This window comes from Advenella kashmirensis W13003, from assembly GCF_000506985.1.
In the GTDB taxonomy this organism is placed as follows: Bacteria; Pseudomonadota; Gammaproteobacteria; order Burkholderiales; family Burkholderiaceae_B; genus Advenella; species Advenella kashmirensis_A.
In genome coordinates this window covers 2,105,079-2,128,772 of record NZ_KI650979.1, presented here as the reverse complement: position 1 = coordinate 2,128,772, position 23,694 = coordinate 2,105,079, and the positions used below count along the sequence as shown (strand labels likewise).

Here is a 23,694-nt window from a genome sequence, read left to right as displayed (position 1 = left end):
CTATTTCATCCGAGCCGCGGTACTGCGCGGCAGGGCCATCAACTGACGCTTGCTGGTCATGAAAAAATCCAGTCCGCAGGGAAATTCGTTTACCTGCTCGCGCGCAGCCCAGAAGGCGTCGTTCAGCGGTGGTGCAATCTCGCGCTCCGATTCGATGCCGGGTCCCTTCAGGACGATGGAGCGGCCACCTTGCAACGAGTCGAGCTGGATAATCACCGTGCAGGACAACTCCGGGTCCCGGTCGGTTCCGGTGCGGAACTGATTCAAACAGTCAACATCGCCTGCGGCAATAATGGCCAGGTCGGCCTGCTGCGGTTCGTCAACAACGGGGCAGGCACAATGGAACGCCAGATTGGCCCGGATCGCGGGGGTGTCCATGGCCGGACTCAGCCACACTTTCGTTTCATCGTCAAACAGCGTCAGCGCAAGGCAAAACGTTGCGGGATGCATCTGCTCAAGGGCGTCGGCAAAATCCAGCTGCGTCACAATGCCCGGTTCGGACATGGCCTTGAGGGCGGCACGAAAACTCGTCTGGGCATTCAGTACCGGGTCTTCAAAGGCAGGAACCAAGACTGGGGCATTCATTCGTTTTCTCCTCGCAGAAGGGTAAAGAAATCCACTTTGGACGCGGCAACCTCGGCCTCCCGGTCCTGGCGGGCCTTTAACTGAGCCCGGGCCAGCGGTTCGATCATTGACTGCATCAGCTCGGTTTTCTCCTCGCCCAACAGCAAGGCGTCAGCCAGGGCAGCCAGTTCAGCATGACGCTTGTTGCGTCCGGCAATATAACTGTAGCCGGCACGACCGTCCTGCAATTGCACGACGCAACGCGTGACCGTCATCTCGCCCAGATTGAATGCCTGGCCGGTGCCGCCGGTGCGACCACGCACCATGGCCATGCCGGTTTCGGGCTTGCGTATGCACTGGTAGGGTCTGTCGGCAAGGCGGGATTCGTATTCAGTCAATGCATCGCCTGCGCGCGCAAGGACCTGCATCCAGCGTTGCCGCTCATTCGGGACAAAGTCCGCTTTCATGTGTGTTCTCCGTTCAAAACGACCTGATATTGAAAACGGTCGGCGCGACTGACAGAAAACGTCAGTTCGACGGGATGACCGTGCTGATTTTTGGATAGGGTGGTCACTGTCAGGACCGGCGCCGATTGCGGAATCAGCAGACGGGCTGCTTCATCGATCGTCGGCAGCCGGGCCCCGATGACACTGGACGCGCGCTGCAGTTCACAGCCGCGCTCTTTCAGATACTGGCGCATGGAATCACGTTTGTAATCCTGCAGCAGCGCCTCATACCCGGACGAGAAAAAATGCGTCATCACGCTGATGGGTTCGTCATCAATAAACCGCAAGGTGCGATATTCAAGAACCGTGCTGCCCGGCGCCAGGGCCAGTTGTGTGAGTTCATCGTGGTTCGCTTCACGTCGATAGATTTTGAGCAGTTGGGCCCGGGCTGAATGGCCCATGGCCGCAAACTGATCGGTGTACGCGCTTTTGGCCTGCACCGGATATAAAAGCGGACGGGTCAATACTTTGGTGCCCTTCCCCTTGATCCGGATGATATTGCCCTCTTGCACCAGCAAATCGAGAGCCCGTCGCACCGTATGGCGATTGACATCGAACCGCTGTGCCAGCCGCAGCTCGCCCGGCAGCAAATCACCCGGCTTATACATAGACAACTCGGCCCGAATCGTGGAAGCCAGTGTCTGGTAGAGCGGTTCATCTTGTCTAGACAAGTTCATCATTTTAAAAAGGCAGTTGCCTGCCTTTGTCCGTCATACGAAGAATTTTCGAAGTCGTTGGGAGATCACGTCAATCACGCTCACACACACGATAATGATGAGCAGAATGGCCGCTGTCTGTCCGAAGGCAAAGCCCCGGATCGCTTCCCACAATAACACACCAATCCCGCCGGCACCAACCATACCGACCACGGTGGCCGAGCGGACATTCGATTCAAAACGGTACAGAACGTAAGAGACCCATAGCGGCATGACCTGGGGAATAACACCGAAAATCACTTCCTGCAGAGAGCTGGCACCTGTGGCCCGCACACCTTCTACCGGGCCCGGGTCGATGGCCTCAACAGCCTCGGCAAACAGCTTGGCCAGCACACCCGTCGTTCCCAGGAACAGGGCCAGCGTACCGGCGAAAGGGCCAAGACCGACGGCCACGACAAATAGCATGGCAAAGACCATTTCATTAATGGATCGCAAGGCGTCCATCAATCTGCGCACGGGCTGACAAATCCACCAGGGCACCAGATTGGAGGAAGACAAAATGCCAAATGGAATCGCAAAAATCACCGCCAGAACCGTACCCCATACGGCAATCTGGATCGTGATCAGCATTTCCTTCAGATACATGCGCCATTCAGAAAAATCGGGCGGGAAAAAATCCGCCGCAAACGTCGCCATGTTGCCTGAGTCGGTCCATAGCAGGACCGGGTTCATTTCTGCCCCTTTCCATGCCCAGGCCAGAAACAGCGCGAAGAGGGTCCAACCCAGCATTTTCATCCACGTCATGCGCGGTGGCTGCTCAGGCAGCGCGCCGGGCATGGGGTTGGGACTTGTGGTCAATACTGACATATTTTTTCCAGTGTTCAGCGACCTGCACTTATGCTGCAGGCCGCCATTACGATCAACCCGAATTACGAGTTTTTACCTTCGATCTCTTTCATGCGAACAGAGATCTTGCTGAGCTCTTCATCCAGACCGGCGATTTGTTTTTTCCGGTCTTCGTCACCCAGTTTGCTGTCGCCTGCAATCTGCGAGCGCTTTTTGAACAGCTCCAGTTGACGGATAGGCAGCAACTGATCGTTGCTTGATGGCTTGAACTTACCCCAGGCAAGACCGTTGAGCACTTTGAGCTCTTCAGGCTTGTCACCGTAGTTGTCAAAGAAAGATTTGATTTTTGCCTTGGCATCGTCGGGCAGGTTTTTGCGCCATACAATCGGATCGGCGGGAATCAGCGGAGATTTCCAGATCACTTTGAGCAAGGCAGCTTTCTCGGGATTGGTTTTCTTCAGACGATCCATGCCTTCCGTATTGAAGGTCGCAACATCCACCTGTTTGTTTGCCACAGACAGGGCATTGACTTCGTGGCTGCCGTTGACCGAACGCTTGAAAATCTTGTTGGCGTCGACGTTATTTTCAGCAAATACGTAATAGCCAGGCACCAGGAAACCTGAGGTGGAATTGGGATCGCCATTGCCGAAATTCAGGTTTTTGGCGTTGTCCAGCATGTCCTTCACGGAATTGATTTTGCTGTCCTTGTGGGCGATCAGCAGGCTCCAGTAGCCTGGCTTGCCGTCTTTATCAACGGTTTGATAAATCACTTCGCCGTTGGCGCGGTCCACTGCTTCCATGGCTGATTTGTTGCCGTACCAGGCAATATCCACTTTGTCAAAGCGCATGCCCTGAATGATGCCGGCATAGTCAGGCGCAAAGAAGGCCTTGACCTTGTAACCTGTCTGCTTGGACAGGTCGGCCAGGAACGGCTCCCATACGGTTTTCAGATTCTGTGAAGACTCTGTGGAGATAATACCGAAATTGAGCTCCTTGAGCTCTTGAGCCTGTGCCACACCGGCAGCCATGCCGAGCGCAAACGTGCAAACACCAAGGCGGCGAACGATCGAATTGAACATGAATATTCCTATTGAAATAAAATTTAAGCAGCGGCCAGGATCAGACGCGTCTGCTCCCTGTCTTGCATTGTTTTTGCTTCCTGTTCACCGAACAGAAGCGCAGTTCCTATCTCCGAGCCATACAGATCACTCAGAAAATCGTTGGTCAGCCGGTTAATGGGACCATCGAAATACTTTTTGCCACCCTTGAGCGCCACGGCATGGCGGCAATATTTCACCGCATAATCCACCTGATGCAGGGTGACGATGACCGTTTTTCCGTCACGTTTATTGATATCGGCCAGCGTTTCCATCACTTTGCGCGCCGACTCGGGATCCAGTGAGGCAATGGGTTCGTCGGCCAGAATGATCTCGGCCTTCTGGCACAGGGCGCGGGCAATCGCCACGCGCTGCTGCTGGCCGCCGGACAGGGTCGACGCACGGCGGTATGCATACTCCAGCAGGCCGACCCGCTCCAGCGCCCGCAGCGCATCGTTCACTTCCTGCTTGTTGAACAGGCCCAGCGTGCCGCGCACGCGAGACATCCGCCCCAGGCTGCCCAGCAGTACGTTCTTCAGCACCGACAGGCGCCCAACCAGATTGAACTGCTGAAAGATATAGCCGATATCAGAGCGCAGGCGACGCACATTCCGATTGAGCACGCCGTTCTTCTGTACGTCCTGCCCCAGCATCTGTACCTCGCCACCGCTGTTGCGATCACCCGTTGCCAGACCCGCCAGATGGCGCAGCAGGGTCGATTTACCTGAACCTGATGCGCCGATCAGCGCGACCATGGCGCCAACAGGCACATCCAGCTCCAGCCCATGCAGCACCTGCCGGGCGCCGAACGTTTTGTTCAGACTCTGGACGCGAATTGCGTGTGTCATGATTTAATCCTTATAGACATTTGCGGCTGTCATCGGGAGGATCGGCAGCAAGGATCAACTTCCCGGAATACAGCGAAATTCAGCAGGCCAGGGTTGCCTTGCGGCCACCTCGCTGCTGATCGATTGCCGCCATATTAAGGATACTGTGTGACACTCAGGTTAATGTCATCTTACAAAGGCGTGACAATGCCGGCGATTGGCGGCCGTTTTCATAGACAAGTTGGGGACGATACACCCTCTGTATTCTTATATTTAATCAATGATTTGCCATGTCGTGCCGGACATTTTTTTTGAAATAATTAGACAAGTGAAATATCGGGAAAAAGTGTAACAGCTACGTCAGTGTGGTCAGCCCTGGATTTACGTTTGCCTCAAATCGCGCGATCCATTGCCGGCATACAGCTTCCCGAAGCCGAGCCAGCGAAGATCAATCGTTTGCTTCCTTTCGGGAAGCCACCATTTGTATTGCAAATGCAATGAGCAGGGTCAGTGCAGCCAATATAAAAAGTAGTCGATACTGGCCATTGGAATAATCGAAAACAAACGACATGGCGTACGCGGCGGCGGCCTGCATCAGGGCAAACGACGTTGTCGCCCTGCCCCAGGCCGTCTGCTGTCGGGCTGCCAGGTGCGGCAACATTTCGCGCAGGCGGCCGAGCGTCAGGGGAACAATGCCCGGCGTGAACGCGCCTACGAAAAAGCTGGAGACCCCCAGCAAAACGGGCGAAACTGTCAAGATCGGAATGGCGACCACAACCACTTGCAGCAGCAGCGCCCCACGCAAGGCCAGCGCGTAGCCGATCCGATCGGCCACGAATCCGCATACAAGGGGCCCCACCGCAGCGCCAATACCGTATATGACCCAGAAAACCGATCCCGCCGCCACACCCCAGCCTAACCCGCGCGCAACATAGTCGACCAAAAAGACCATATGAGCAACCAACCCGACGGCATTGAGCCCATACACTAGATACAACAAATTAAGGCTGCGGGTCGATGCCTGACGAGCGGGCGCACTGGCGTCAATAGCAGGCGCCCCCGCCGGTGCGCCACTGGTCCGGGGTTCGGCAGGAGTCTGCTCAACCGAGGGTTTTGCTCCCCTCTCCCGGGAGATGCCCTTTCCTGCTGACGGCCAGCTTGACCAGGACACAATCGTCAATACGAGCGACAACAGACCCAGCCCTGTCCAGGTTTGCACCAGGCCGATGTGCAACAGGGCGGGCACGAGCGTGCCCGAGGCAATGACACCCAGCCCGACCCCCATGAAAATCACACCGCTTGCCGTACCCCGTCGCGACGGTCGAATAAAAGGAAGAATGGACGTGGCGGCCAGCACCATCAGCGCGCCGCCGGAGATGCCGGAAAAGAAGCGCCAGGTAAAAAACCAGACGAACGATACGGGTATTGCGCAGGCAAAAAAGGCCGCGGTTGCCAACGCCATCATCAGGCGCAATGCGGCAATCGTGCCGATTCGCCGGGCGACGCCCGCCCCCAGCAGTGCCCCGGCCAGATAACCGGTCAGATTGGCCGCGCCCAGATACGCGGCGGTTGACGCTGAAAACCACTGCGCATTGATGATCGCCGGCAGCAGCGGCGTATAGGCAAAGCGCGCCAGGCCAATCCCGACCAGACTGGCGCACAGACCCGCCATCAACATCCGCCATTCCGGCAAGGCGCGGGCGATGGCCTGGGTTCCTGCTGTCGACTGCTGAGGCATGTTTGTTTCCGTTTCGATTTATTGATCTGGTACAGCGTTCCCGCCTTCAGTTGCCAGCAGCCCGCAGAAATTGGCCAGGTCCACATTGCCTCCGCTAATGACGATGCCAACCCGTTTGCCGCGTACCAGGTCCTTCACATTGCAAGCGCCGGCCAGTGACAGGCAGCCCGTGGGCTCAACCAGCATTTTCATGCGCTCGGCATAAAACCGCATAGTCTGAACGAGTTGCGCATCGGTCACGGTCAGAATATCGGCGACCTCGCGTTGAATAATGGGAAAGGTATGATCGCCCAGAAATTGCGTCTGCGCCCCATCGGCAATGGTTTTGGGCAGGTCGATGCGCACAATGTGGCCGGCACGAAGCGACTGCAGTCCGTCATTACCCGCTTCAGGTTCCACGCCGTAGATCTGGCAGTCCGGCGCAAGCGCCCTTGCAGCCAGAGCAGATCCTGCAAGCAACCCGCCTCCACCCAGGCAGACAAACAGCAGATCCAGTAGTCCGGTCTCTTCCATCAGTTCTTTGGTGGCAGTCCCCTGTCCTGCAATGACATTGGGATGATCATAGGGCGGAATAAGCGTATAACCATGCTTTTGCGCCAGGCTGGCGGCAATCGCGGCGCGATCCTCCGTATAGCGATCGTATTGCACCACTTGAGCACCATAACCACGCGTGGCCGCCAGTTTGGCGGCGGGCGCATCCTGCGGCATGACAATCGTTGCCTTGACTTTGAGCAGGGACGCGGCCAGCGCCACGCCCTGAGCGTGATTGCCCGAAGAAAAGGCGATCACGCCTGCGCGCTGTTGCGCTCCGCTGAGTGAGGCAATGGCATTGAATGCACCGCGGAACTTGAATGCCCCGATCCGCTGAAAGTTTTCACATTTGAAATACAGGCTGGCATCCAGCTGCGCATCGATGGTGCGTGAACGCAAGACCGGTGTGCGGTGGGCATAGCCCTTGATTCGTTCCGACGCCGCCACAACGTCTTCATAGGTAGGCAAAGTCTGCATAATGCTCCTGTTTGAGAATCGTTCCACCGTGGGGCCGAAGACCTTGACGGTTTATGACAAGCTTCATATTCTACCCGGGATTGAACCGTTACAATGAATGCCATCTTCCGGCTAACAGAGAACCATTCATGTCCAGTCAGCAAAAATCAGTGGCCATTATCGGCGCAGGCATTGTCGGCCTGTGTACCGCGCACTCCCTTCAGAAAACAGGCTGGAAGGTGACCGTCTTTGATGCGCAGGATCCCGGTTCACAATGTTCCTTCGGCAACGCCGGCGCCCTGTCCGAAGGCTCCGTAGCCCCGCTGGCCATGCCCGGTGTGATCCGGCAGGCCGCATCCATGTTGCTCGATAACACCAGTGCCCTGCATGTACCATTCAACTACTGGCTTCCGTCCCTGCCGTGGTTTATGCGATTTATTGCCGCTTCGCGACCCGAGCGCGTCCAGCAAATAGCAGGGGCGCTTCATGGCCTGCTGAGCGGGTCGGTGCAACATCATCAGGAACTGGCGCAAGAAATCGGTTGCGCGCATCTGATCAAAACAACCGGACAATTGCATTTATATCCTGACCCGGCAAGCCGCGAGCAGGATCAGGCCTCCTGGCAACTCAAGAAAGCGTTCGGCCTGGAAATGCACGACGTGGATCGCGGCGCAATCGCAGAACTTGAACCGGCTGTCCACGAAAATTACCGCAGTGGCTGGTTCCTGCCCGATGAAGGCTGGGTCACCGATCCGTTCCAATACGCCCAGGCTCTTGCCCAATCCAACGCTCAAGCGGGCGTTGAATTTATCAATACAGCCGTCAGCACGTTGCACCGTCGTGATGAGCAATGGGTTTTGCATAACGGTCAGCAATCCTGGCAGGCAGATCAGGTGGTGATCTGTGCAGGCATGGGCTCGCGCGAACTGCTGGCGACGCTGAAGCAACCAGTCCCGCTGGAAAGCCAGCGCGGCTACCATGTACAGGCGCCCCACCCTGGCGTGAGCCTGTCACGCATCGTCGTGCTGGCGGACCGCAAGATTTTCATGAACCCCATGCAGGGCGCGTTGCGCATCGCCGGTACCGTGGAGTTCGGTGGCGCGAAACAGCCCATGAATACCAAGCGGGCGATGCTGCTTAAAGACCACGCACTGGCCGGCCTGGACGGCCTGAATCTGGACGGCTACACAACCTGGATGGGACACCGACCTTGCATGCCCGATTCGTTACCGGTAATCGGCCCCGTGACCGATCAACCCGGCCTGTGGTGCGGCTTCGGCCACGGCCATCTGGGATTGACCGGCTCGGTCAATACCGGCAGATTGCTGACCCGCGCCCTGAATGGACAAGCCGGGGCCGAAGAACTGGCGCCGTTTGCGCTGGATCGGTTTCAGTAAAAGGTGGACAAAACAGCGCGCGGAAAATCAAAAAACTACGCAGTCTACTAGTTACATAAAGAGCAAAAATATCGGATACTGGCAAACGACGGAAACATTCATGTTTATGAGCGCCAGATCCAATGTTAGATATCAAAGTCAAAGCAAAACCCGACTTTCTCAAATCTTTATCGACGTCCAATCCAATTGCCGCCATCGCGGAACTCATCTGGAATGGATTCGATGCAGGGGCACACCAGGTCAATGTTGTTTTGAAGCCGAATGAACTTGGTGGCCTTCACACGATCCATGTCATCGACGATGGTCACGGTATAGATTGGGTGCGCCTGGATGATTTGTTTGGCAGCCTGGGAGATTCCTGGAAAGCCAAATCTCACAGACCCAGCGGTCGAGCCCTGCACGGCAAAAACGGAAAGGGTCGGTTTAAAGCATTCTCTCTCGGAAACACAGTAGAGTGGGCAACAACCTTTCGGGATAATGGTAAATGCAAATCCTATTGCATAACTGGCACCGCGAGCCGGCTGACTGATTTCCAGGCAACCATGCCACAAGATGCCAGTCGGCCAAAAACCGGAACCACTGTGCTTATCTCCGACATTCAAAGCAGTTTTCCATCGCTACGCAATCACAGTACGTTGCTTGAAATGACAAAACTGTTCGCAGCATACCTGACTGAATATCCGGGCCTGGCGCTGACGTATGATGGCGAACGGGTTGATCCAAAATCCGTTCAAAAACATAAAGAGGACGCCCATCTTGGTGATGTCGAATTATCTGACGGAAAGCGAACGCCAGTCTCAATTTCAATCATCGAGTGGACCGTTCCCATCGAAAGAGTATTTCAGCTGTGCGACGGGTCGGGGGTATCACTGCATGAGATTGCAATTGGACCGCAAATCAAAGCGCCAGGGTACCATTTTACGGTTTATATAAAAACAGACTATTTCCGTGACCTTGACCAGCGCCATGGTTTGGTCCTGGCTGAATTAGATAATGACGTTGCGCAAATCCTTCGTGTCGTTAAAGACAAGGTCAAAGCACATTTCCGCTCTCGCGTGCTCCAGCATCGTAGCGAGACCATTCAACGCTGGAAGAGCGAAAATATCTATCCCTACGAAGATAAACCAGAGATTGGTACGTCTGAACAGATCGAACGGCAGGTTTTCGATATCCTGGCAGTCAACGTGGAAGACCATCTTCCGCTGTTTGAAGACGCGCCTGCCACGTCGAAAAAATTTACTTTTCGACTGCTTGCCCAAGCCATTCGCGAGAACCCTGAATCGGTTCGTCTCATTATGGACGAAGTGTTGAATCTCAAGGCAGACGAACAGGACGACTTGGCAAAACTACTTAGGCGCACAACCTTGTCGAAAATTATCTCTTCGGCAACGACTGTCGCTGATCGTCTCAATTTCATCGAAGCGTTAAGCGATCTGCTTTTCAACACCAAATCCAGAAAAAAATTGTTGGAACGAGATCAGCTTCATAAGGCGCTGGAAGGCGAGTCATGGATTTTCAAGGAAGACTTCAATCTTGCCGGGTCAGAGAAAACGCTGGAAGACGCGCTCGCACTTTACCTTCAGAAACTGGGCAAACGCAAGGACGACGAGGATCCCGTCATACGCGAAGGTGGCAGAAGTGGACGAATCGATCTGATGCTTGCCAGGGCAATCCAGCCGACTCAGGGGACACATGAGTATCTTGTCGTGGAACTCAAACGTCCCAGTCAGAAGATCAACTCAGAAGTACTGACACAAATCGAGAGTTATGCGATCGCTGTCGCAAAAGACGAACGCTTTCATCAGCAACGCACGAAATGGACATTCTGGGTCGTCGCTAACGAAATGGATGAATATGCACAGTTAAAAGCCCGGCAGAAAAACCGGCCGGAAGGCGTCGTCTTTGACCACGATGCCCTGAATATTACCGTATGGGCAAAATCCTGGTCTGAAATCCTGAACGACGCCAGAGCACGCCTGAGCTTTTTCAGTCAACAGCTGCATTATCAAGCGGATTCAAATAGCGAACTTGAATATCTGCGCAAAGCCCATTCCAAGTACATTCCCGACGAACTGGCCACTTGGGCAACATCAGATACGCCATCGCTCAAATCCGCCCTTTAAAATCCAGGCTTATTCATTCATCCGGATATTCTCCGCCTTAATGAGTTCGCCCCATTTTTTGGTGTCTTCTTCAATCAGGGTACCAAATTGCGCTGGCTCCAGATCGCCCGTATCGAGGCCAGAGGTTTGCACGTATTTCTGCACAGCCGGCGTCTTCATGACAGCGCGATAGGCCGTATTGAGCTCCTTTATTTTTTCTTCGGGTGTGCCAGTGGGAGCAAAAACGCCGTACCAGTTGATGGCATGCACATTTTTAATACCCAGTTCATCAAAGGTCGGCACATCGGGCAAGGCCGCTGAGCGTTTCTCCGAGGCGATCCCGATCGGCACAAGCGCACCCGTCTTGATATGCTGAACCAGGCCGGACACATCACCGAAAAAACCGTCCACTTGCCCACCAATCGTCGCCGTAATGGCCGGTGCCGCGCCACCAAAAGGCACGATCAATGTGTTGGCCTTTGTGGCAATGCGAAACTGGGCAATCGCCATATGCGGCATGCTGCCGACACCAGACGTCGACAAGGAAATGCCCTCAGGATTGGTCTTGGCCTTTTCAAGCAGCTCTTTCACACTTGTGATACCACTTTTCTTGGACACCACCAGCACTTCCGGCGTCGATACAAGCAAGGCGACAGGTTGCAGGTCTTTGGCTGGATCATAGATCAGCTTTTTATACAGTGACGGGTTGACGGCAATCGCACCTGTGGAGCTCAGAAAAAGCGTATTGCCATCGGGCTTGGCCCGCGTCACGGTACTGGCGGCGATAGCTCCATTGCCACCCGGTTTATTCTCGACCACGACCGGCGTTTTCAAATGACTTTCCAGTTCCTTGCCTGTCACCCTGGCAATCGTATCGCCCGGCCCACCGGCAGGAAAGGCAACGACCACGCTCACGGGCGCTGCAGCCAGAACCGGCTGAACGATGGCAAAAGATACCGCAGCGACCATGGGTATTGCAAGCTTGATATATTTTTTTCCGAATACGGACATGTCTTCCTCCTTGCGCCGTCAGGCGCCTGCAATTCCTTGCGTATTGACAAATAGTGAATAAACCGACGTACACGACGCCATGAAAAGCCGATTGCGATGCGGACCACCAAAGCACAGATTGGCGCATCGCTCAGGCAGGGCAATGCGTCCCAGTAAATCTCCTTGCTGACTGAATACACGCACGCCATCCAGTTCGGCCGAGCCCATTCCCCAGCCGCACCATAAATTGCCGTGGATATCGACGCGAAAACCATCCGGCGTCCCTTCCCCGGCATCAAACAAGACTCGTTGTGCGCTCAGTGATTTTCCGTTGCCGCTGACATCAAAGACCAGCAGATTGCGCGGACGCGCACGCGATTCAACAATATACAGTTGTGATTCGTCCGGAGAAAACGCCAGGCCGTTCGGTCCGTTCACCGTATCACTTACCAGCGTCACCTGCCCGCTATCAGGATCAATGCGATACACCCCGGCCGCCAGTTCCTGCTCTGCCTTTTCCCCCTGGTAATAGCCCACGATACCGAAAGGCGGGTCTGTGAACCAGATGGAACCGTCGGATTTGACAACGACATCATTGGGCGAATTCAATCGTTTCCCTTCGAAGCGATCGGCCAGCACCGTGATCCTGCCGTCATGTTCGGTACGGGTCACGCAACGCGCCAAATGCTCGCAACTGACCAGACGCCCCTGCCGATCACGGGTATTGCCGTTGGCGTAATTCGATGGTGTACGAAATGCGTGGCTCTGGCCGGTCAAGGGGTCCCAGCGCATAATGCGATTATTGGGTACGTCGCTCCACAGCAAACAATGATGATCGCCAAACCACACCGGTCCTTCGGCCCAGCGGCAGCCGCTGGCCACGCGCTCAACTGCTGCCAGCGGCAGGGTCAAGGCATGAAACCGCTCATCCAGCGCAATGACGGCGGGATCCGGATAACGGACAGGCTCGTCAGTCGCAGCGCGCACTCATGCCTCCATCCACAATGATTTCCGTACCGGTAATAAACCGGGCTTCATCTGACGCCAGAAACAGTGCGGCGTTGGCCGTATCAATGCCATTGCCCATGAACGGCAGCGGTATGCGGGACTGACGCTGTGCCAGCAGCGCATCCACGTCACCGCCTGCCCGCTGGCCGGCCAGACGGGTCTCGACCATGGGTGTGTGCATCTGACCTGGAATCACGGTATTGCAACGGATATTGCTTTTGGCATATTCGACCGCAACAACCCGCGACAACTGGATAATCCCCGCTTTGGCGCTGGCGTAGCCCACTTGCGCCGAACCGGTCCAGCGTATGCCCGACGTTGACGAAATATTCACAATGGCGCCTGCGCCCTGCTTTTGCATGGCGGGCAGCACATATTTGCAGCCCAGATAAACGCTTTTCAGATTGAAGTCGATCTGGCTGTCCCACGCCTGTTCGTCCAGCTCGACCGGTCCGCCCTTTCTGGAACCGCCCACATTATTGACCAGAATATCAACCCTGCCATAGGCGTCTTCGCAGGCCTGAACCATGTCGCACACCGCATCGGCCGAGGTCACATCGGCCGTCCAAGTACGGATCACCCCGTTAACCTCATTCACCCGGGCCACCGTTTCTGTCAGCGCGTCGGCGTTCATATCCACGGCGAAGACGCGCGCGCCTTCGCTCGCAAAGCGCCAGGCGATCGCGCGTCCATTACCCCATCCCGGACCGACGCTACCGGCGCCGGTCACGATAACGACTTTGTTTTCCAGGCGTTTCATGCTGTCTCTCATCCCTGTTATGGTTCAATCACAGTCATCATGCGCGAGACGCCGCAAATCATCAAGACCGCCTTTGCGACTTCTGATATTGAAAAAACGTATATCATTGCGGAATGGATCTAAAACAGCTGCAATATTTCATTGTGATTGCCGAGCAACGCAGCTTTTCGCGCGCGGCGGACATGCTCGACCTCTCCCAGCCATCCCTGAGCCGACAGATTCAATTACTTGAGACTGAACTGGGCCAGCACCTGCTGGTGCGTACCGGTCGCGGCGTGGAGCTGACCGAAGCCGGCGCCCGCCTGCTCGGCCATGCCAGAACCCTGCACCAATTAGCTACACAGGCCAAACAGGATTTAATGAATTTTCGGTCTGCCGCACCCGGCCGCGTGCGTCTGGGGATTCCGCCACGCATCGCGCGACGGCTCGCACCCAATATCATGCAGCAGTTCCGGGCGCAATTTCCCGCGTCTTCTATCACCATGGCCGAAGGCCTGAGTGCCCAGCTGCGCGACTGGCTGCTCAAAGACAAGGTCGATCTGGCCCTGCTTTACGAACCTGCACCCTCTTCTTTAATGCAGGTGGAGTCGCTGTACCGCGAAGATCTGGTCCTGGCCCACGCACACGCCAGCGGTCTGCGGTTGCCAGAGCAAATCCCGGTGGCCGATCTGGGCCAATATCCACTCGTGCTGCCCAGTGCGCCCAATACGATTCGAACCCTGGTCGAAGAGACCTGCCGGGAACACGGCGTGCAGTTGAATGTTGTCGCCGAAGTGGATGTGGTACAGACGATTGTGGAAACCCTGAGCTATTCGCACGAACAGGTATTCACCGTCATTCCCCGTTCGGCGCTCCGCGATATTCCCGGCCAGACCAATTTAAGCTGTGCGCCCATTGTTGAGCCGGTCATTCGCAATAATCTGACACTGGCCATCGCCACGGCTGCCGCCGAGTCCCGGCTGGTGCTGGCCGTTGCCCAGATCATTCGCGGCATTGATATGACATCCCATATGCGCTGACGGCGTTATTGTTGTTGCCTCTCTGGCATGCAAATGCCACTTTTCAGCTTGCTGATAGCTTGGACTACTAGAATGTTTCAGGTGAACCGACTCCTGCGCCGGCTCATGACTCGCTCATTTAACTGAAAACATCATCCATTGCATCCCTGGGAGAAGACAGACATGACCGATGACGACAAGTCCAATAAAAACCAAGCAACCGGCAGGCGCATGTTCCTGACCCGCTCTCTGGCGGCAGGCGGCGCGCTCTCCGCTCTGCCACTTGCCACACTGAATCCGGCCCAGGCGGCCGAACCGAATCCCGATTTTTCCACCCCCGTAGACAACCGCCCCTATACACCCACCTACTTCCAGGAAGCCGAAGTGGCCTTCCTGGAAGCGGCCTGTGGGCGGCTGATCCCGAAAGACGAAAACGGACCCGGTGCTGTCGAGGCCGGTGTGATCGAATATCTGGACAGGCAAATGGAATCAGGCTACGGACACGCTGCGACCTGGTATATGCAAGGTCCGTTTGCCGACGCCCCGCCGGAGTTTGGTTATCAATCCCGTCTGAAGCCCCGCGAAGTGTACAGGGCAGGGATCGCGGCAACCAACGACTATTGCAAACAGCATTTCGATGGGAAAGTCTTTGCTGAGCTGAACGACCTGCAAAAGGACGACATTCTCAAACAATTGGAAGCCGGAAAAATCACCTATGATCAGGTCAAGGCTGGCGATTTTTTCTCATTTTTGCTGAACCATACCCGTGAGGGTTTTCTGTCGGACCCCATTCATGGCGGCAATAAAGGAATGGTGGGCTGGAAACTGATCGGTTTTCCGGGCGCTCGCGCCGACTTTTATGACTGGGTAGGACGCAATGAGCAATATCCATTAGGCCCCGTCAGTATTTCCGGCGAGAGGGGTTGAGCATGGCTGACATCAAAAAAAAGAAAGTCGATGTCGTTGTCGTCGGCCTCGGCTGGACCGGCGCCCTGACCGCCATGGAACTGACCGGCGCGGGCCTGAATGTGGTCGCGCTGGAGCGAGGCGGCGATCGCGACACCAAACCCGACTTCAGCTACCCGCGTATTGCGGACGAACTGGAATATGCGTTGCGCTATCGTCTGTTCCAGGATTTTTCCAAGGAAACCTGTACCCTGCGCCACAGTCCGAGCGAGACGGCATTGCCCTATCGCGCCTATGGCGCGTTCCTGCCGGGCGATGGCGTGGGCGGCGCCGGCTCGCACTGGAACGGCATGCTTTACCGGTCATTGCCTGAAGAGCTGAATCTTCGTAGTTACGTCACGGAAAAATTCGGGGCATCACTCATTCCCGACGACATGACCATTCAGGATTATGGCGTCACGTATGAAGAACTCGAACCGTTCTACGATAAATTCGAAGCCATCTGCGGCACGTCCGGCGCGGCCGGCGTCATCAATGGCAAAGTCACCGGCAAGGGCAATCCGTTCGAAGGATCACGATCGGGCGACTACCCGCTGCCCCCGTTGAAAGATAATGTCGCGCAGCAATTGTTTGCCAAAGCCGCCAGCGAAGTCGGATACCACCCATACCCGGCACCGGCCGCGCACACATCGGAAGTGTATACCAACCCGTACGGCATGCAGATGGGGCCCTGTACATATTGCGGTTATTGCGAGCGCTTTGGTTGCTACAACTACTCAAAAGCCTCGCCCAATGTCTGTGTGATGCCTGCCCTGCGACTGCGCAAAAATTTCGAACTGCGCACGCACAGCCATGTGACCAAAGTCAATCTGGACGACACAAAAAAGAACGCAACCGGCGTCACTTACATCGACGCACAGGGTCGCACTGTCGAGCAACCTGCCGACCTGGTGGTCCTGTGTGCGTATCAGTTGCATAACGTTCGCCTGCTCATGCTCTCGGGTATTGGGGAGCAATATGATCCGGCCACAGGCAAAGGCACCGTCGGCAAGAACTATGCTTACCAGGTGGGCGCGGGCTACACGCTGTTTTATGACAGCAACACGCATATCAATCCTTTTATGGGGACCGGCGCGGCTGGCCAGGCGTTTGATGATCTGAACACCAATCAGCTTGATATGGGCAAGCTCGGTGCCATTGGCGGTTCGGTGGTACGACTGAATTTGACCGGTGGCCGTCCGATCGGACAAATGCATTTACCGCCCGGCGCACCCAAGTGGGGGTCGGGCTGGAAAAAAGCCATCAAGGACAATTACCTGACATCGGTCTCGTTTGGCATCAGCACCTCCAGCATGGCGTATCGCAACTGCTATCTTGACCTGGATCCGACCTACAAGGACGCCCATGGTTTGCCCTTGTTGCGCATGACGTTCAATCTGAACGACAACGACCTGAAAGTGGCGCAGGATGCGGTCAAACAGACCCGCAAGGTGGCGCAGGCCATGAATGCGAAACAGATTGTGGGCGCGGCCAAACCGTTGGGCTCAAAATTCGATCTGCGGCCTTATCAGTCCACTCATAACACCGGTGGTGCCATCATGGGAGAGCGACCGGATAATTCGGTGGTGAATAAATATTTGCAATCATGGGACGTCCCCAATGTCTTTGTCATGGGCGCCTGTGCATTTCCCCAAAACCGGGCCTATAACCCGACCGGCCCGCTGGCTGCGCTGACCTTGTGGTCGCTGCATCATATTACGACGCAGTATCTGAAAAACCCCGGCGCACTGCTACAGGCATAAAGGAAATGTGATGAAAAAAATACTCGTTTTTCTTGTCGCCATCATCGTGCTGGGTTTTATCGTTGTATTCGGCGCCGATTACCTGACACCTGCCAAGCCCGAGCTGGCCGACAGCGCGCCTGCCGATGCAGGCAATAAAGACCTGATTGCCAAAGGAGCCTATCTGGCGCGCATGGGCGACTGCGTCGCCTGTCACAGTGTACCCGACGGCAAACCCTTTGCGGGCGGACTGGCCATGGCCACGCCCATGGGTACCATTTACTCATCCAACATCACGCCCGATCGCCAGACCGGCATCGGCGCCTACAGCCTTCAGGCATTTGCCCGGGCGGTACGCGAAGGCCGACTGCCGGATGGTACGCATCTGTATCCGGCCATGCCCTATGCTTCGTACGCAAAAATCAGCGACGATGATATTCGCGCGCTTTATGCGTATTTCATGCAAGGAGTCGGACCCGTCAACCTGGCCAGCAAACCGGCAGAGATGCGTTTTCCGTTTGGCATACGCAAACTGATGTCGGTATGGAATCTGGCGTTCTATGATGCGTCGGACTTTGATGACAAGGCGTCCGAAAATGCACAGATTGCACGGGGCGCCTATCTGACCGAAGGGCTCGCGCATTGCGGCGCCTGCCATACGCCGCGCGGCTTTGGCCAGCAGGAAAAAGGGCTGACCGGGAAGGATCCCGATTTTCTGACGGGTGCCAGCGTAGAGGGCTGGACTGCCCCTGCCCTGCGCGCCAAGGACGGGCCGGGCGTGGGCACCTGGAGTGCCCAGGATATTGCCGATCTGCTGCTCTCCGGTCGCAGCGTGCATTCGGGCGTAACCGGCCCGATGACAGATGTCATCGCCAACAGCACGCAATATGCCAGCCGGGAAGATGCCATGGCGATGGCTGCCTATCTCAAATCCCTGCCTTCGGGCGCGACGAAAGATGCGGCTCCAAAATTTGTGGCCTCTGACCAGACGGCAAATGATCTGCGCAACGGCATCACCCGTACGCTGGGCGCGCGTCTTTACGTAGACAATTGCGCCGCCTGCCATCGCAGCAGCGGCTCCGGCGAAAAGAGCGCCTTCCCCGCATTAGCCGGCAATCCACTGGTTCTGGCAGACGACCCTTCCTCGCTGATTCATGTCATTCTGGCCGGAGCCACGCTGCCTTCGACCCAGGCCGCGCCTTCCGATCTGGGCATGCCGCACTTTGCCGGCCGGATGAACGACGACGAGACAGCCGAACTGGCCACGTTCGTGCGCTCGGCCTGGGGTAACAAAGCCGCGGCAGTCAATGCATCTCAAGTGGCGGCCGTGCGCAAGACACTGCCGGCTTCAATAACAAAACAGGTCGCAGAACAGGACCACAAGTGAAATAAAGGCCGGCCGGCTTCAGTTGACACTGAAGCGCCGCCGGCCCGTTCTGATTCCAGGTGCTTATCCGCGCATCGTCACGAACTCTTCAGCTGCCGTCGGATGAATCCCGATGGTGGCGTCAAAGTCCGCTTTGGTGGCGCCCATACGCACAGCAACGGCAAACCCCTGCACGATCTCGCCGGCATCATCCCCGGCCATATGCAGACCGACCACGCGATCGGTTTTCTGGTCCACAATCAGTTTCATCATCATTCTGGCGCTGCTGCCGCTGAGCGTATGTTTGAGCGGACGGAAGTCCGAACGATAGATGCGGACATCCCCAAAGCGCTCACGCGCTTCATGTTCGGTGCAGCCCACCGTGCCGATATTGGGATGTGTAAAGATCGCTGTCGGAATATTCTCATAACTCATGCGACGCTCACCCTTGCCGAACAGATGATCCACCAGCACCATGGCCTCGCCCAGCGCGACGGGGGTCAGCTGGATGCGATCGGTCACATCGCCCAGGGCGTGGATGGAAGGCACGGACGTGCGGTAGTTTTCGTCAATCTGAATGGCGCCGTTATGGTTGACCTGCACACCTGCTGCTTCCAGATTCAAACGCTGCACATTGGGCGCACGTCCGGTTGCATATAAGACCTGATCGGCCGGCAGCGTTGTACCATCGCTCAATTGCACTGACAGCTGCCCGCTCTCTTTGGCAATGGAGTCCACCCGCGTTTCAAAGTGAAAATGCACACCGGCCTTTTTCATTTCTTCTGCGGTAAAGGCGCAGATTTCTTCATCGAAACCACGCAGGATACGATCGCGGCGAATCACGATATGCACTTGTGCACCCAGCCCGTTGAAGATAGAGGCAAATTCACAGGCAATATAGCCGGCGCCCACAACGACCAGCCGCTTGGGGAACTGCGGCAGATCAAATATTTCATTCGAAGTAATCACATGCTCGCGCCCCGGAAATTCGGGCACGACAGGCCAGCCACCCGTGGCAATCAAAATATGCCTGGCGGTATAGGTTTTGCCATCATCCATTTTCACGGTGTTGGGTCCGGCAAGCGATGCCCAGCCAGACAGCAGCGTCGCACCTGCATTGGTAATCAGCGAATGGTAGATGCCATTGAGACGGGAAATTTCCTTCGCACGGTTGGTTTTCAGCATTGACCAGTCCAGCGCAGCCTCGCCCACCTGCCAGCCGAAGCCGCGTGCCTCTTCAAACGCCTCATGATAGTGCGCAGCGTAGCTGTAGAGTTTTTTGGGGATGCATCCGACATTGACACACGTGCCGCCCAGATCGGAGCCTTCGGCTACCGCCACCCGTGCGCCGGTCTGCGCGGCCATGCGCGAGGCACGAACACCGCCACTGCCGCCGCCGATTACAAAAAAATCATAGTCGAAACTTTCCATGCTGACTCCACCTTCAAAATGCGCAATATGATTGGACCGGACTGATTGTACCCTCACTGCCCGGGCAAGCGCAGCAAAACCCTGGATTCAGCATGTCTACGAGCTGCCGCAGTCGTATAATCATGGATTACGGAGATTGATATTTATGCCAGCGACTATTACACCCCTGCCCGCCCCCGCTTTCAGCCCCCCGGCGCCTCCAAACTGGCCCGTTCTGGGCGTCCTGGGCGGTATGGGGCCGCTGGCCGGTGCCACTTTCGCGGCCCGGCTGGTGCAATTGACCCCGGTCACCGCCGATCAGGCCCATATCCCTGTTCTATTGCGTAATGACCCCCGTATTCCCGATCGCAGTGCAAACAGGCTGTCAGACGGCCCGAGCCCCTTGCCGGCCATGATTGAAGGCATGCAGGATTTGCAGCGCTGGGGGGCAGACTGCGTTGTCATTCCGTGCAACACAGCTCATCTGTGGTTTGCACAACTGCGAGACAGCGTCAGCGTTCCGGTGCTGCATATTGTCGACTCAGTCATTCAGGATCTGCAGCGTAACGGCATTCATGATGGTCCGGTAGGCGTCATGGGAACGCCAGCCACCATCCAACTGGGACTGTATCAGGATGCATTGCGTGCAGCCGGCTACGAACCGCTGACCGACCCGGACAATGTCATTCGTGATTTATCCATGCAGTCGATTGCCGCCGTCAAATCCAATCAGGATGCACTGGCCTTTGCCCCCGCCGCCGAGGCCGTCGGCCGCCTGACCGATCTGGGCGCGCGCGCTGTCATTCTGGGTTGTACCGAGCTGCCGCTGGCCATCCCGCCTGTGCGCCGCAACGAGTTTTCAGTTGTCATATCCGATTCGATCGATGCATTGGCGCGCGCGGTGCTGGATGCATTCTCGCGCCCCGCGTCCGCAAGCCAGGCCGCAGGCTGAGTGAGCCGCAACAAAAACGGAGTGTTCATGCCAGAGCCGCACGCAGTGATTGATCATATCGTCGTGACCGCAAGTGATCTTGATACCGGTGTCGCTTTTGTGCGTGAGCGCCTGGGCATCGAGCCCGGCCCGGGCGGCGCGCATCCGGCCATGGGGACACACAACCGCCTCTTGCGTTGCGGGCCCGATTGTTATCTGGAAGTGATTGCCGTGAACCCGCAAGCCGTACATCCTGCGCAACCGCGCTGGTTCGGACTGGATCAAAGGGAACCGGACAGTGCACCATCCCTGTCGGCCTGGGTCGTGCGCAGCACAGATATCCATACACAGGCAGCAGCCAGCGCTGAACCACTGGGACCAGTCACGCCGATGCAACGCGGCCATCTGGACTGGCTGATTACGATTCCCGCAAGCGGCGTTGCGCCGCTGGACGGTCTGGCGCCCGCGCTGATCGAATGGCAGACGCCCGAACGGCCTGTGCTGAACATGCCGGATCACGGACTGGCGCTGGAGGCACTGCATATTTATCATCCCCAGCCACAACGTCTGTTAACACTGGCCGCCAGCCTGAATTTGCATGCACCGCTGTCTGTCTTTCCCAGCACACCCGACAGGCCCGCCGGTCTGCGGGCACTGATCAGAACGCCACAGGGCTTGTGCGAACTGGGCTAATGGCTGAATAGAACGCACGTGCATTATGATCGTAGCGCCCAGCGAGACAGTTAAAACCCCTTAGCGCAGCGCCGCCGACATGGTTGAAAACACATTCAGCGTACGAATGACATTTTCCATCGAGGCCGCCCGAAATGACAATGTGACGCCATCTACCCTCTCGGTTCCCGGCAGAATGCAAAACATATCGGCCTGGGCGGGCGAGTTGGTTTGCAGGCGACATTCGTAGGGCGCCTCAATGACAAATGGCGTCATGCTGCGCGCGATCGCGTTTTGCACGGCCTTATGCATGCCCTGACGAATACCTTCACAAGCCGCCTCGGGCGTCAGCGTCGCAGCACTGCTATGACCCATGGCGCGCTTGGTTTGCACCCAGACAGCGCCATCAAAAAAACCGGTATTCTCTTCAATAAACACCTGATCACCACTGCCGAAGATCACCGGCACGCCGGCTTCGCCTGCCAGTGCGCCATACAGGCCCGGCTCACCCAGCTCCAGATCATTGACCAGGACGCGGGCAAAGGCAGAACTGTTGATCGTATGTGCCAGCACGCCCCGTCCCTGGGCACGGGAATGATGCCCGACCAGCGCAACCGCATCAACATCAAACTCCAGGCCGGCCATCATGCTGTATACCCGCGGCTTGCCGGTAATCAGCGTGGCGCGCGCGTCAATGCCTGTTGCAATGATATTGCGAAACCCGCCATGCGAATCATTGACGTAGACCTCGGTAGCGCCGCCCTCGAATGCCCCCACGACAGCCGCATTAGCCTCGGCAGTCATCCATTGCCGTGCCCGTTCATATTCCACATTCCCCGCCCGCACCTGCTGCACGTCAACGACGCCGGCGACGCCTTCAATATCGGTTGAGATCAACACTTTCATTTTGCTGTTTCCTTGCGCCCCCTGAACAAAACGGGAACATTGCAACTGTAATAATGCCTGATGACGAGCAGCACCGGCTCGTCCAGCAGACGCGGTTCAATCCTGCAGCCAGTCCGTCACCGGCAGACGGGTATGCCCGTCACGTCCTGTCACGGCCGTGGCTGCCCAGAGTGCGTTGATAATAGCCTGCTCGGTCGCTTCGGCTACCGCATCAAAGAGCGGATCCAATTGCTGTTCGTGCAATGGCCAAACTTGCGTTTGTTCGTGTCCCAGTTCCTGCCCAACACGCATGCCCGTTGAAAACGCAATGGCAATATCACCGCTGCCATGCCCGAAACTGGAACCCGTGCGACCCAGTCCGGCGGCCGCACGCATGCTCAGGCGCCGCAATTGTCGCGCATCCAGCGGCGCGTCGGTTGCCAGCAGGATGATGATTGATCCCTTGTCGGGTTCATTGACCGTCTCATTTGCATATGCCGGAACCGCAACACGCGCCATACGTTGCTTGATCGACTGACCCAGCAGTTCGCCGTTGACACGCAAATTGCGCAGCTTGCCGAAATTGGACAAGACCAGTGCGCCCACAATATAGTCGGGTGCAGTACCCGCCAGCCCCCCCTCTTGCCGGGCAAGACGCGATGCGCTGCCGATGCCGCCTTTCAAGCCAAAGCAGCTCATACCACGTCCCGCACCGACCGAGCCCTGTTCAAACGTCACGGCAGCTTGCGCGCAGGCATCGACATAATCTGTCTCGGTCACGGCCATGGCCTGAATGTCATTCAGGTAGCCATCATTGCATTCGAGTACCAACGGATTCACGGTGCTCCATTCACGTCCGATCTTTGGATTGGCGGCAATGGCCTGGCGTATCTGCGCCTGCGCAACGATCGGCACCGCAAAGGTGTTGGTCAGGGCAATGGGCGTTTCAATCGTGCCCAGTTCCTGCAACTGCAACAGGCCCAGGCTTTTGCCGAACCCGTTGATAACCGCAGCGCCCGCCGGTACCTTGTTGCAGAACAGATCATCGGCATGCGGATACACCACGGTTACACCGGTCTGCACACCGGCTTGCGCGCGGGTGGTGTGACCTACCCGCACACCCGCTACATCAGTAATACGGTTATGCGGCCCGGCGGGCAAAATACCGACCACCGGCGCAGGTGGCATCTCGCCCCCGGCCACGTTCGACGGCTGGGATTTCGTTTCGGATTGAGTCATTGTTTTTTTCCTGCAACGCCGGCACGGG

Annotated in this window: 22 protein-coding genes; 8 read left to right on the top strand and 14 right to left on the bottom strand. The window is 56.7% G+C overall.

Features of this window, described 5'->3' with window-relative positions:
- The 8 genes from phnH to W822_RS33700 all read right to left on the bottom strand — a co-directional run bounded on the left by phnH (position 1) and on the right by W822_RS33700 (position 7,242).
- Positions 1 to 585, bottom strand: coding sequence for a phosphonate C-P lyase system protein PhnH (gene phnH, locus W822_RS33735; protein WP_024005047.1), 585 nt, complete (start codon positions 583 to 585; stop codon positions 1 to 3).
- Positions 582 to 1,031 carry a phosphonate C-P lyase system protein PhnG gene (phnG, locus tag W822_RS33730; RefSeq protein ID WP_024005046.1) on the bottom strand — a complete coding sequence of 150 codons (450 nt, stop codon included), beginning with the start codon at positions 1,029 to 1,031 and terminating at the stop codon, positions 582 to 584. Before phnG ends, phnH begins: the two co-directional genes overlap by 4 nt.
- Positions 1,028 to 1,741 (bottom strand): phosphonate metabolism transcriptional regulator PhnF, encoded by a 714-nt coding sequence (phnF, locus tag W822_RS33725; protein WP_253272257.1) that lies wholly within the window; start codon positions 1,739 to 1,741, stop codon positions 1,028 to 1,030. The genes phnG and phnF overlap by 4 nt, the downstream gene beginning before the upstream one ends.
- 39 nt (positions 1,742 to 1,780) lie before the next feature.
- Positions 1,781 to 2,593, bottom strand: coding sequence for a phosphonate ABC transporter, permease protein PhnE (phnE, locus tag W822_RS33720; protein ID WP_024005044.1), 813 nt, complete (start codon positions 2,591 to 2,593; stop codon positions 1,781 to 1,783).
- Positions 2,594 to 2,655: 62 nt separating this feature from the next.
- Positions 2,656 to 3,651, bottom strand: a complete 996-nt coding sequence (gene phnD, locus W822_RS33715; RefSeq protein ID WP_024005043.1) for a phosphonate ABC transporter substrate-binding protein — start codon at positions 3,649 to 3,651, stop codon at positions 2,656 to 2,658.
- A 23-nt stretch (positions 3,652 to 3,674) separates the two neighbouring features.
- A complete protein-coding gene (gene phnC / locus W822_RS33710; RefSeq protein WP_024005042.1) occupies positions 3,675 to 4,517 on the bottom strand; it encodes a phosphonate ABC transporter ATP-binding protein in 843 nt (280 codons plus the stop codon).
- Positions 4,518 to 4,944: 427 nt separating this feature from the next.
- The gene (locus W822_RS33705) at positions 4,945 to 6,234 is read right to left on the bottom strand and encodes a YbfB/YjiJ family MFS transporter (protein WP_024005041.1); all 1,290 of its coding nucleotides are present in this window, start codon (positions 6,232 to 6,234) and stop codon (positions 4,945 to 4,947) included.
- An 18-nt stretch (positions 6,235 to 6,252) separates the two neighbouring features.
- The gene (locus tag W822_RS33700; RefSeq protein WP_024005040.1) at positions 6,253 to 7,242 is read right to left on the bottom strand and encodes a threo-3-hydroxy-L-aspartate ammonia-lyase; all 990 of its coding nucleotides are present in this window, start codon (positions 7,240 to 7,242) and stop codon (positions 6,253 to 6,255) included.
- Between the two features lie 128 nt (positions 7,243 to 7,370).
- Between W822_RS33700 and W822_RS33695 the strand changes: the two genes are divergently transcribed.
- A complete protein-coding gene (locus tag W822_RS33695; protein WP_024005039.1) occupies positions 7,371 to 8,618 on the top strand; it encodes an NAD(P)/FAD-dependent oxidoreductase in 1,248 nt (415 codons plus the stop codon).
- 122 nt (positions 8,619 to 8,740) lie between these two features.
- The gene (locus W822_RS33690; protein WP_024005038.1) at positions 8,741 to 10,741 is read left to right on the top strand and encodes an ATP-binding protein; all 2,001 of its coding nucleotides are present in this window, start codon (positions 8,741 to 8,743) and stop codon (positions 10,739 to 10,741) included.
- A gap of 9 nt (positions 10,742 to 10,750) precedes the next feature.
- Here the strand turns inward: W822_RS33690 and W822_RS33685 are convergent, their stop codons facing one another.
- From W822_RS33685 to W822_RS33675, 3 genes are read right to left on the bottom strand one after another with little or no spacing between them, the layout of a single operon-like run.
- The gene (locus W822_RS33685; RefSeq protein ID WP_031242626.1) at positions 10,751 to 11,731 is read right to left on the bottom strand and encodes a Bug family tripartite tricarboxylate transporter substrate binding protein; all 981 of its coding nucleotides are present in this window, start codon (positions 11,729 to 11,731) and stop codon (positions 10,751 to 10,753) included.
- An 18-nt stretch (positions 11,732 to 11,749) separates the two neighbouring features.
- Positions 11,750 to 12,697: an SMP-30/gluconolactonase/LRE family protein gene (locus tag W822_RS33680; protein ID WP_024005036.1), complete on the bottom strand. Its 948-nt coding sequence runs from the start codon at positions 12,695 to 12,697 to the stop codon at positions 11,750 to 11,752.
- Positions 12,681 to 13,478, bottom strand: coding sequence for an SDR family NAD(P)-dependent oxidoreductase (locus W822_RS33675; RefSeq protein ID WP_031242624.1), 798 nt, complete (start codon positions 13,476 to 13,478; stop codon positions 12,681 to 12,683). The genes W822_RS33680 and W822_RS33675 overlap by 17 nt, the downstream gene beginning before the upstream one ends.
- A gap of 113 nt (positions 13,479 to 13,591) precedes the next feature.
- Between W822_RS33675 and W822_RS33670 the strand changes: the two genes are divergently transcribed.
- From W822_RS33670 to W822_RS33655, 4 genes are all read left to right on the top strand, one after another.
- Complete coding sequence (locus W822_RS33670) at positions 13,592 to 14,497, top strand: LysR family transcriptional regulator (protein WP_024005034.1); 906 nt, start codon at positions 13,592 to 13,594, stop codon at positions 14,495 to 14,497.
- A gap of 162 nt (positions 14,498 to 14,659) precedes the next feature.
- Positions 14,660 to 15,403 carry a gluconate 2-dehydrogenase subunit 3 family protein gene (locus W822_RS33665; RefSeq protein WP_024005033.1) on the top strand — a complete coding sequence of 248 codons (744 nt, stop codon included), beginning with the start codon at positions 14,660 to 14,662 and terminating at the stop codon, positions 15,401 to 15,403.
- 2 nt (positions 15,404 to 15,405) lie between these two features.
- The gene (locus tag W822_RS33660; RefSeq protein WP_024005032.1) at positions 15,406 to 17,184 is read left to right on the top strand and encodes a GMC family oxidoreductase; all 1,779 of its coding nucleotides are present in this window, start codon (positions 15,406 to 15,408) and stop codon (positions 17,182 to 17,184) included.
- A 10-nt stretch (positions 17,185 to 17,194) separates the two neighbouring features.
- On the top strand, positions 17,195 to 18,550 hold the full coding sequence (locus W822_RS33655) for a c-type cytochrome (RefSeq protein WP_031242622.1): 1,356 nt from the start codon (positions 17,195 to 17,197) through the stop codon (positions 18,548 to 18,550).
- A 63-nt stretch (positions 18,551 to 18,613) separates the two neighbouring features.
- Here the strand turns inward: W822_RS33655 and gor are convergent, their stop codons facing one another.
- Positions 18,614 to 19,960 (bottom strand): glutathione-disulfide reductase, encoded by a 1,347-nt coding sequence (gene gor / locus W822_RS0123515; protein ID WP_031242621.1) that lies wholly within the window; start codon positions 19,958 to 19,960, stop codon positions 18,614 to 18,616.
- Between the two features lie 145 nt (positions 19,961 to 20,105).
- Between gor and W822_RS33650 the strand changes: the two genes are divergently transcribed.
- Positions 20,106 to 20,891 (top strand): cysteate racemase, encoded by a 786-nt coding sequence (locus W822_RS33650; protein ID WP_081724334.1) that lies wholly within the window; start codon positions 20,106 to 20,108, stop codon positions 20,889 to 20,891.
- A gap of 27 nt (positions 20,892 to 20,918) precedes the next feature.
- On the top strand, positions 20,919 to 21,563 hold the full coding sequence (locus W822_RS33645) for a VOC family protein (RefSeq protein WP_024005029.1): 645 nt from the start codon (positions 20,919 to 20,921) through the stop codon (positions 21,561 to 21,563).
- Between the two features lie 60 nt (positions 21,564 to 21,623).
- Here the strand turns inward: W822_RS33645 and W822_RS33640 are convergent, their stop codons facing one another.
- Positions 21,624 to 22,448, bottom strand: a complete 825-nt coding sequence (locus W822_RS33640; RefSeq protein ID WP_024005028.1) for a M55 family metallopeptidase — start codon at positions 22,446 to 22,448, stop codon at positions 21,624 to 21,626.
- Between the two features lie 96 nt (positions 22,449 to 22,544).
- Positions 22,545 to 23,615 (bottom strand): DmpA family aminopeptidase, encoded by a 1,071-nt coding sequence (locus tag W822_RS33635; RefSeq protein WP_024005027.1) that lies wholly within the window; start codon positions 23,613 to 23,615, stop codon positions 22,545 to 22,547.
- Between the last annotated feature and the right edge of the window lie 79 nt (positions 23,616 to 23,694).

Excerpts from the sequence above, each read along its gene's own strand:
- phnH (WP_024005047.1), bottom strand. The coding sequence starts at position 585 with ATGAATGCCCCAGTCTTGGTTCCTGCCTTTGAAGACCCGGTACTGAAT.
- phnG (WP_024005046.1), bottom strand. The coding sequence starts at position 1,031 with ATGAAAGCGGACTTTGTCCCGAATGAGCGGCAACGCTGGATGCAGGTC.
- phnE (WP_024005044.1), bottom strand. The coding sequence starts at position 2,593 with ATGTCAGTATTGACCACAAGTCCCAACCCCATGCCCGGCGCGCTGCCT.
- phnD (WP_024005043.1), bottom strand. The coding sequence starts at position 3,651 with ATGTTCAATTCGATCGTTCGCCGCCTTGGTGTTTGCACGTTTGCGCTC.
- phnC (WP_024005042.1), bottom strand. The coding sequence starts at position 4,517 with ATGACACACGCAATTCGCGTCCAGAGTCTGAACAAAACGTTCGGCGCC.
- W822_RS33705 (WP_024005041.1), bottom strand. The coding sequence starts at position 6,234 with ATGCCTCAGCAGTCGACAGCAGGAACCCAGGCCATCGCCCGCGCCTTG.
- W822_RS33700 (WP_024005040.1), bottom strand. The coding sequence starts at position 7,242 with ATGCAGACTTTGCCTACCTATGAAGACGTTGTGGCGGCGTCGGAACGA.
- W822_RS33695 (WP_024005039.1), top strand. The coding sequence starts at position 7,371 with ATGTCCAGTCAGCAAAAATCAGTGGCCATTATCGGCGCAGGCATTGTC.
- W822_RS33690 (WP_024005038.1), top strand. The coding sequence starts at position 8,741 with ATGTTAGATATCAAAGTCAAAGCAAAACCCGACTTTCTCAAATCTTTA.
- W822_RS33685 (WP_031242626.1), bottom strand. The coding sequence starts at position 11,731 with ATGTCCGTATTCGGAAAAAAATATATCAAGCTTGCAATACCCATGGTC.
- W822_RS33675 (WP_031242624.1), bottom strand. The coding sequence starts at position 13,478 with ATGAAACGCCTGGAAAACAAAGTCGTTATCGTGACCGGCGCCGGTAGC.
- W822_RS33670 (WP_024005034.1), top strand. The coding sequence starts at position 13,592 with ATGGATCTAAAACAGCTGCAATATTTCATTGTGATTGCCGAGCAACGC.
- W822_RS33665 (WP_024005033.1), top strand. The coding sequence starts at position 14,660 with ATGACCGATGACGACAAGTCCAATAAAAACCAAGCAACCGGCAGGCGC.
- W822_RS33660 (WP_024005032.1), top strand. The coding sequence starts at position 15,406 with ATGGCTGACATCAAAAAAAAGAAAGTCGATGTCGTTGTCGTCGGCCTC.
- W822_RS33655 (WP_031242622.1), top strand. The coding sequence starts at position 17,195 with ATGAAAAAAATACTCGTTTTTCTTGTCGCCATCATCGTGCTGGGTTTT.
- gor (WP_031242621.1), bottom strand. The coding sequence starts at position 19,960 with ATGGAAAGTTTCGACTATGATTTTTTTGTAATCGGCGGCGGCAGTGGC.
- W822_RS33650 (WP_081724334.1), top strand. The coding sequence starts at position 20,106 with ATGCCAGCGACTATTACACCCCTGCCCGCCCCCGCTTTCAGCCCCCCG.
- W822_RS33645 (WP_024005029.1), top strand. The coding sequence starts at position 20,919 with ATGCCAGAGCCGCACGCAGTGATTGATCATATCGTCGTGACCGCAAGT.
- W822_RS33640 (WP_024005028.1), bottom strand. The coding sequence starts at position 22,448 with ATGAAAGTGTTGATCTCAACCGATATTGAAGGCGTCGCCGGCGTCGTT.
- W822_RS33635 (WP_024005027.1), bottom strand. The coding sequence starts at position 23,615 with ATGCCACCTGCGCCGGTGGTCGGTATTTTGCCCGCCGGGCCGCATAAC.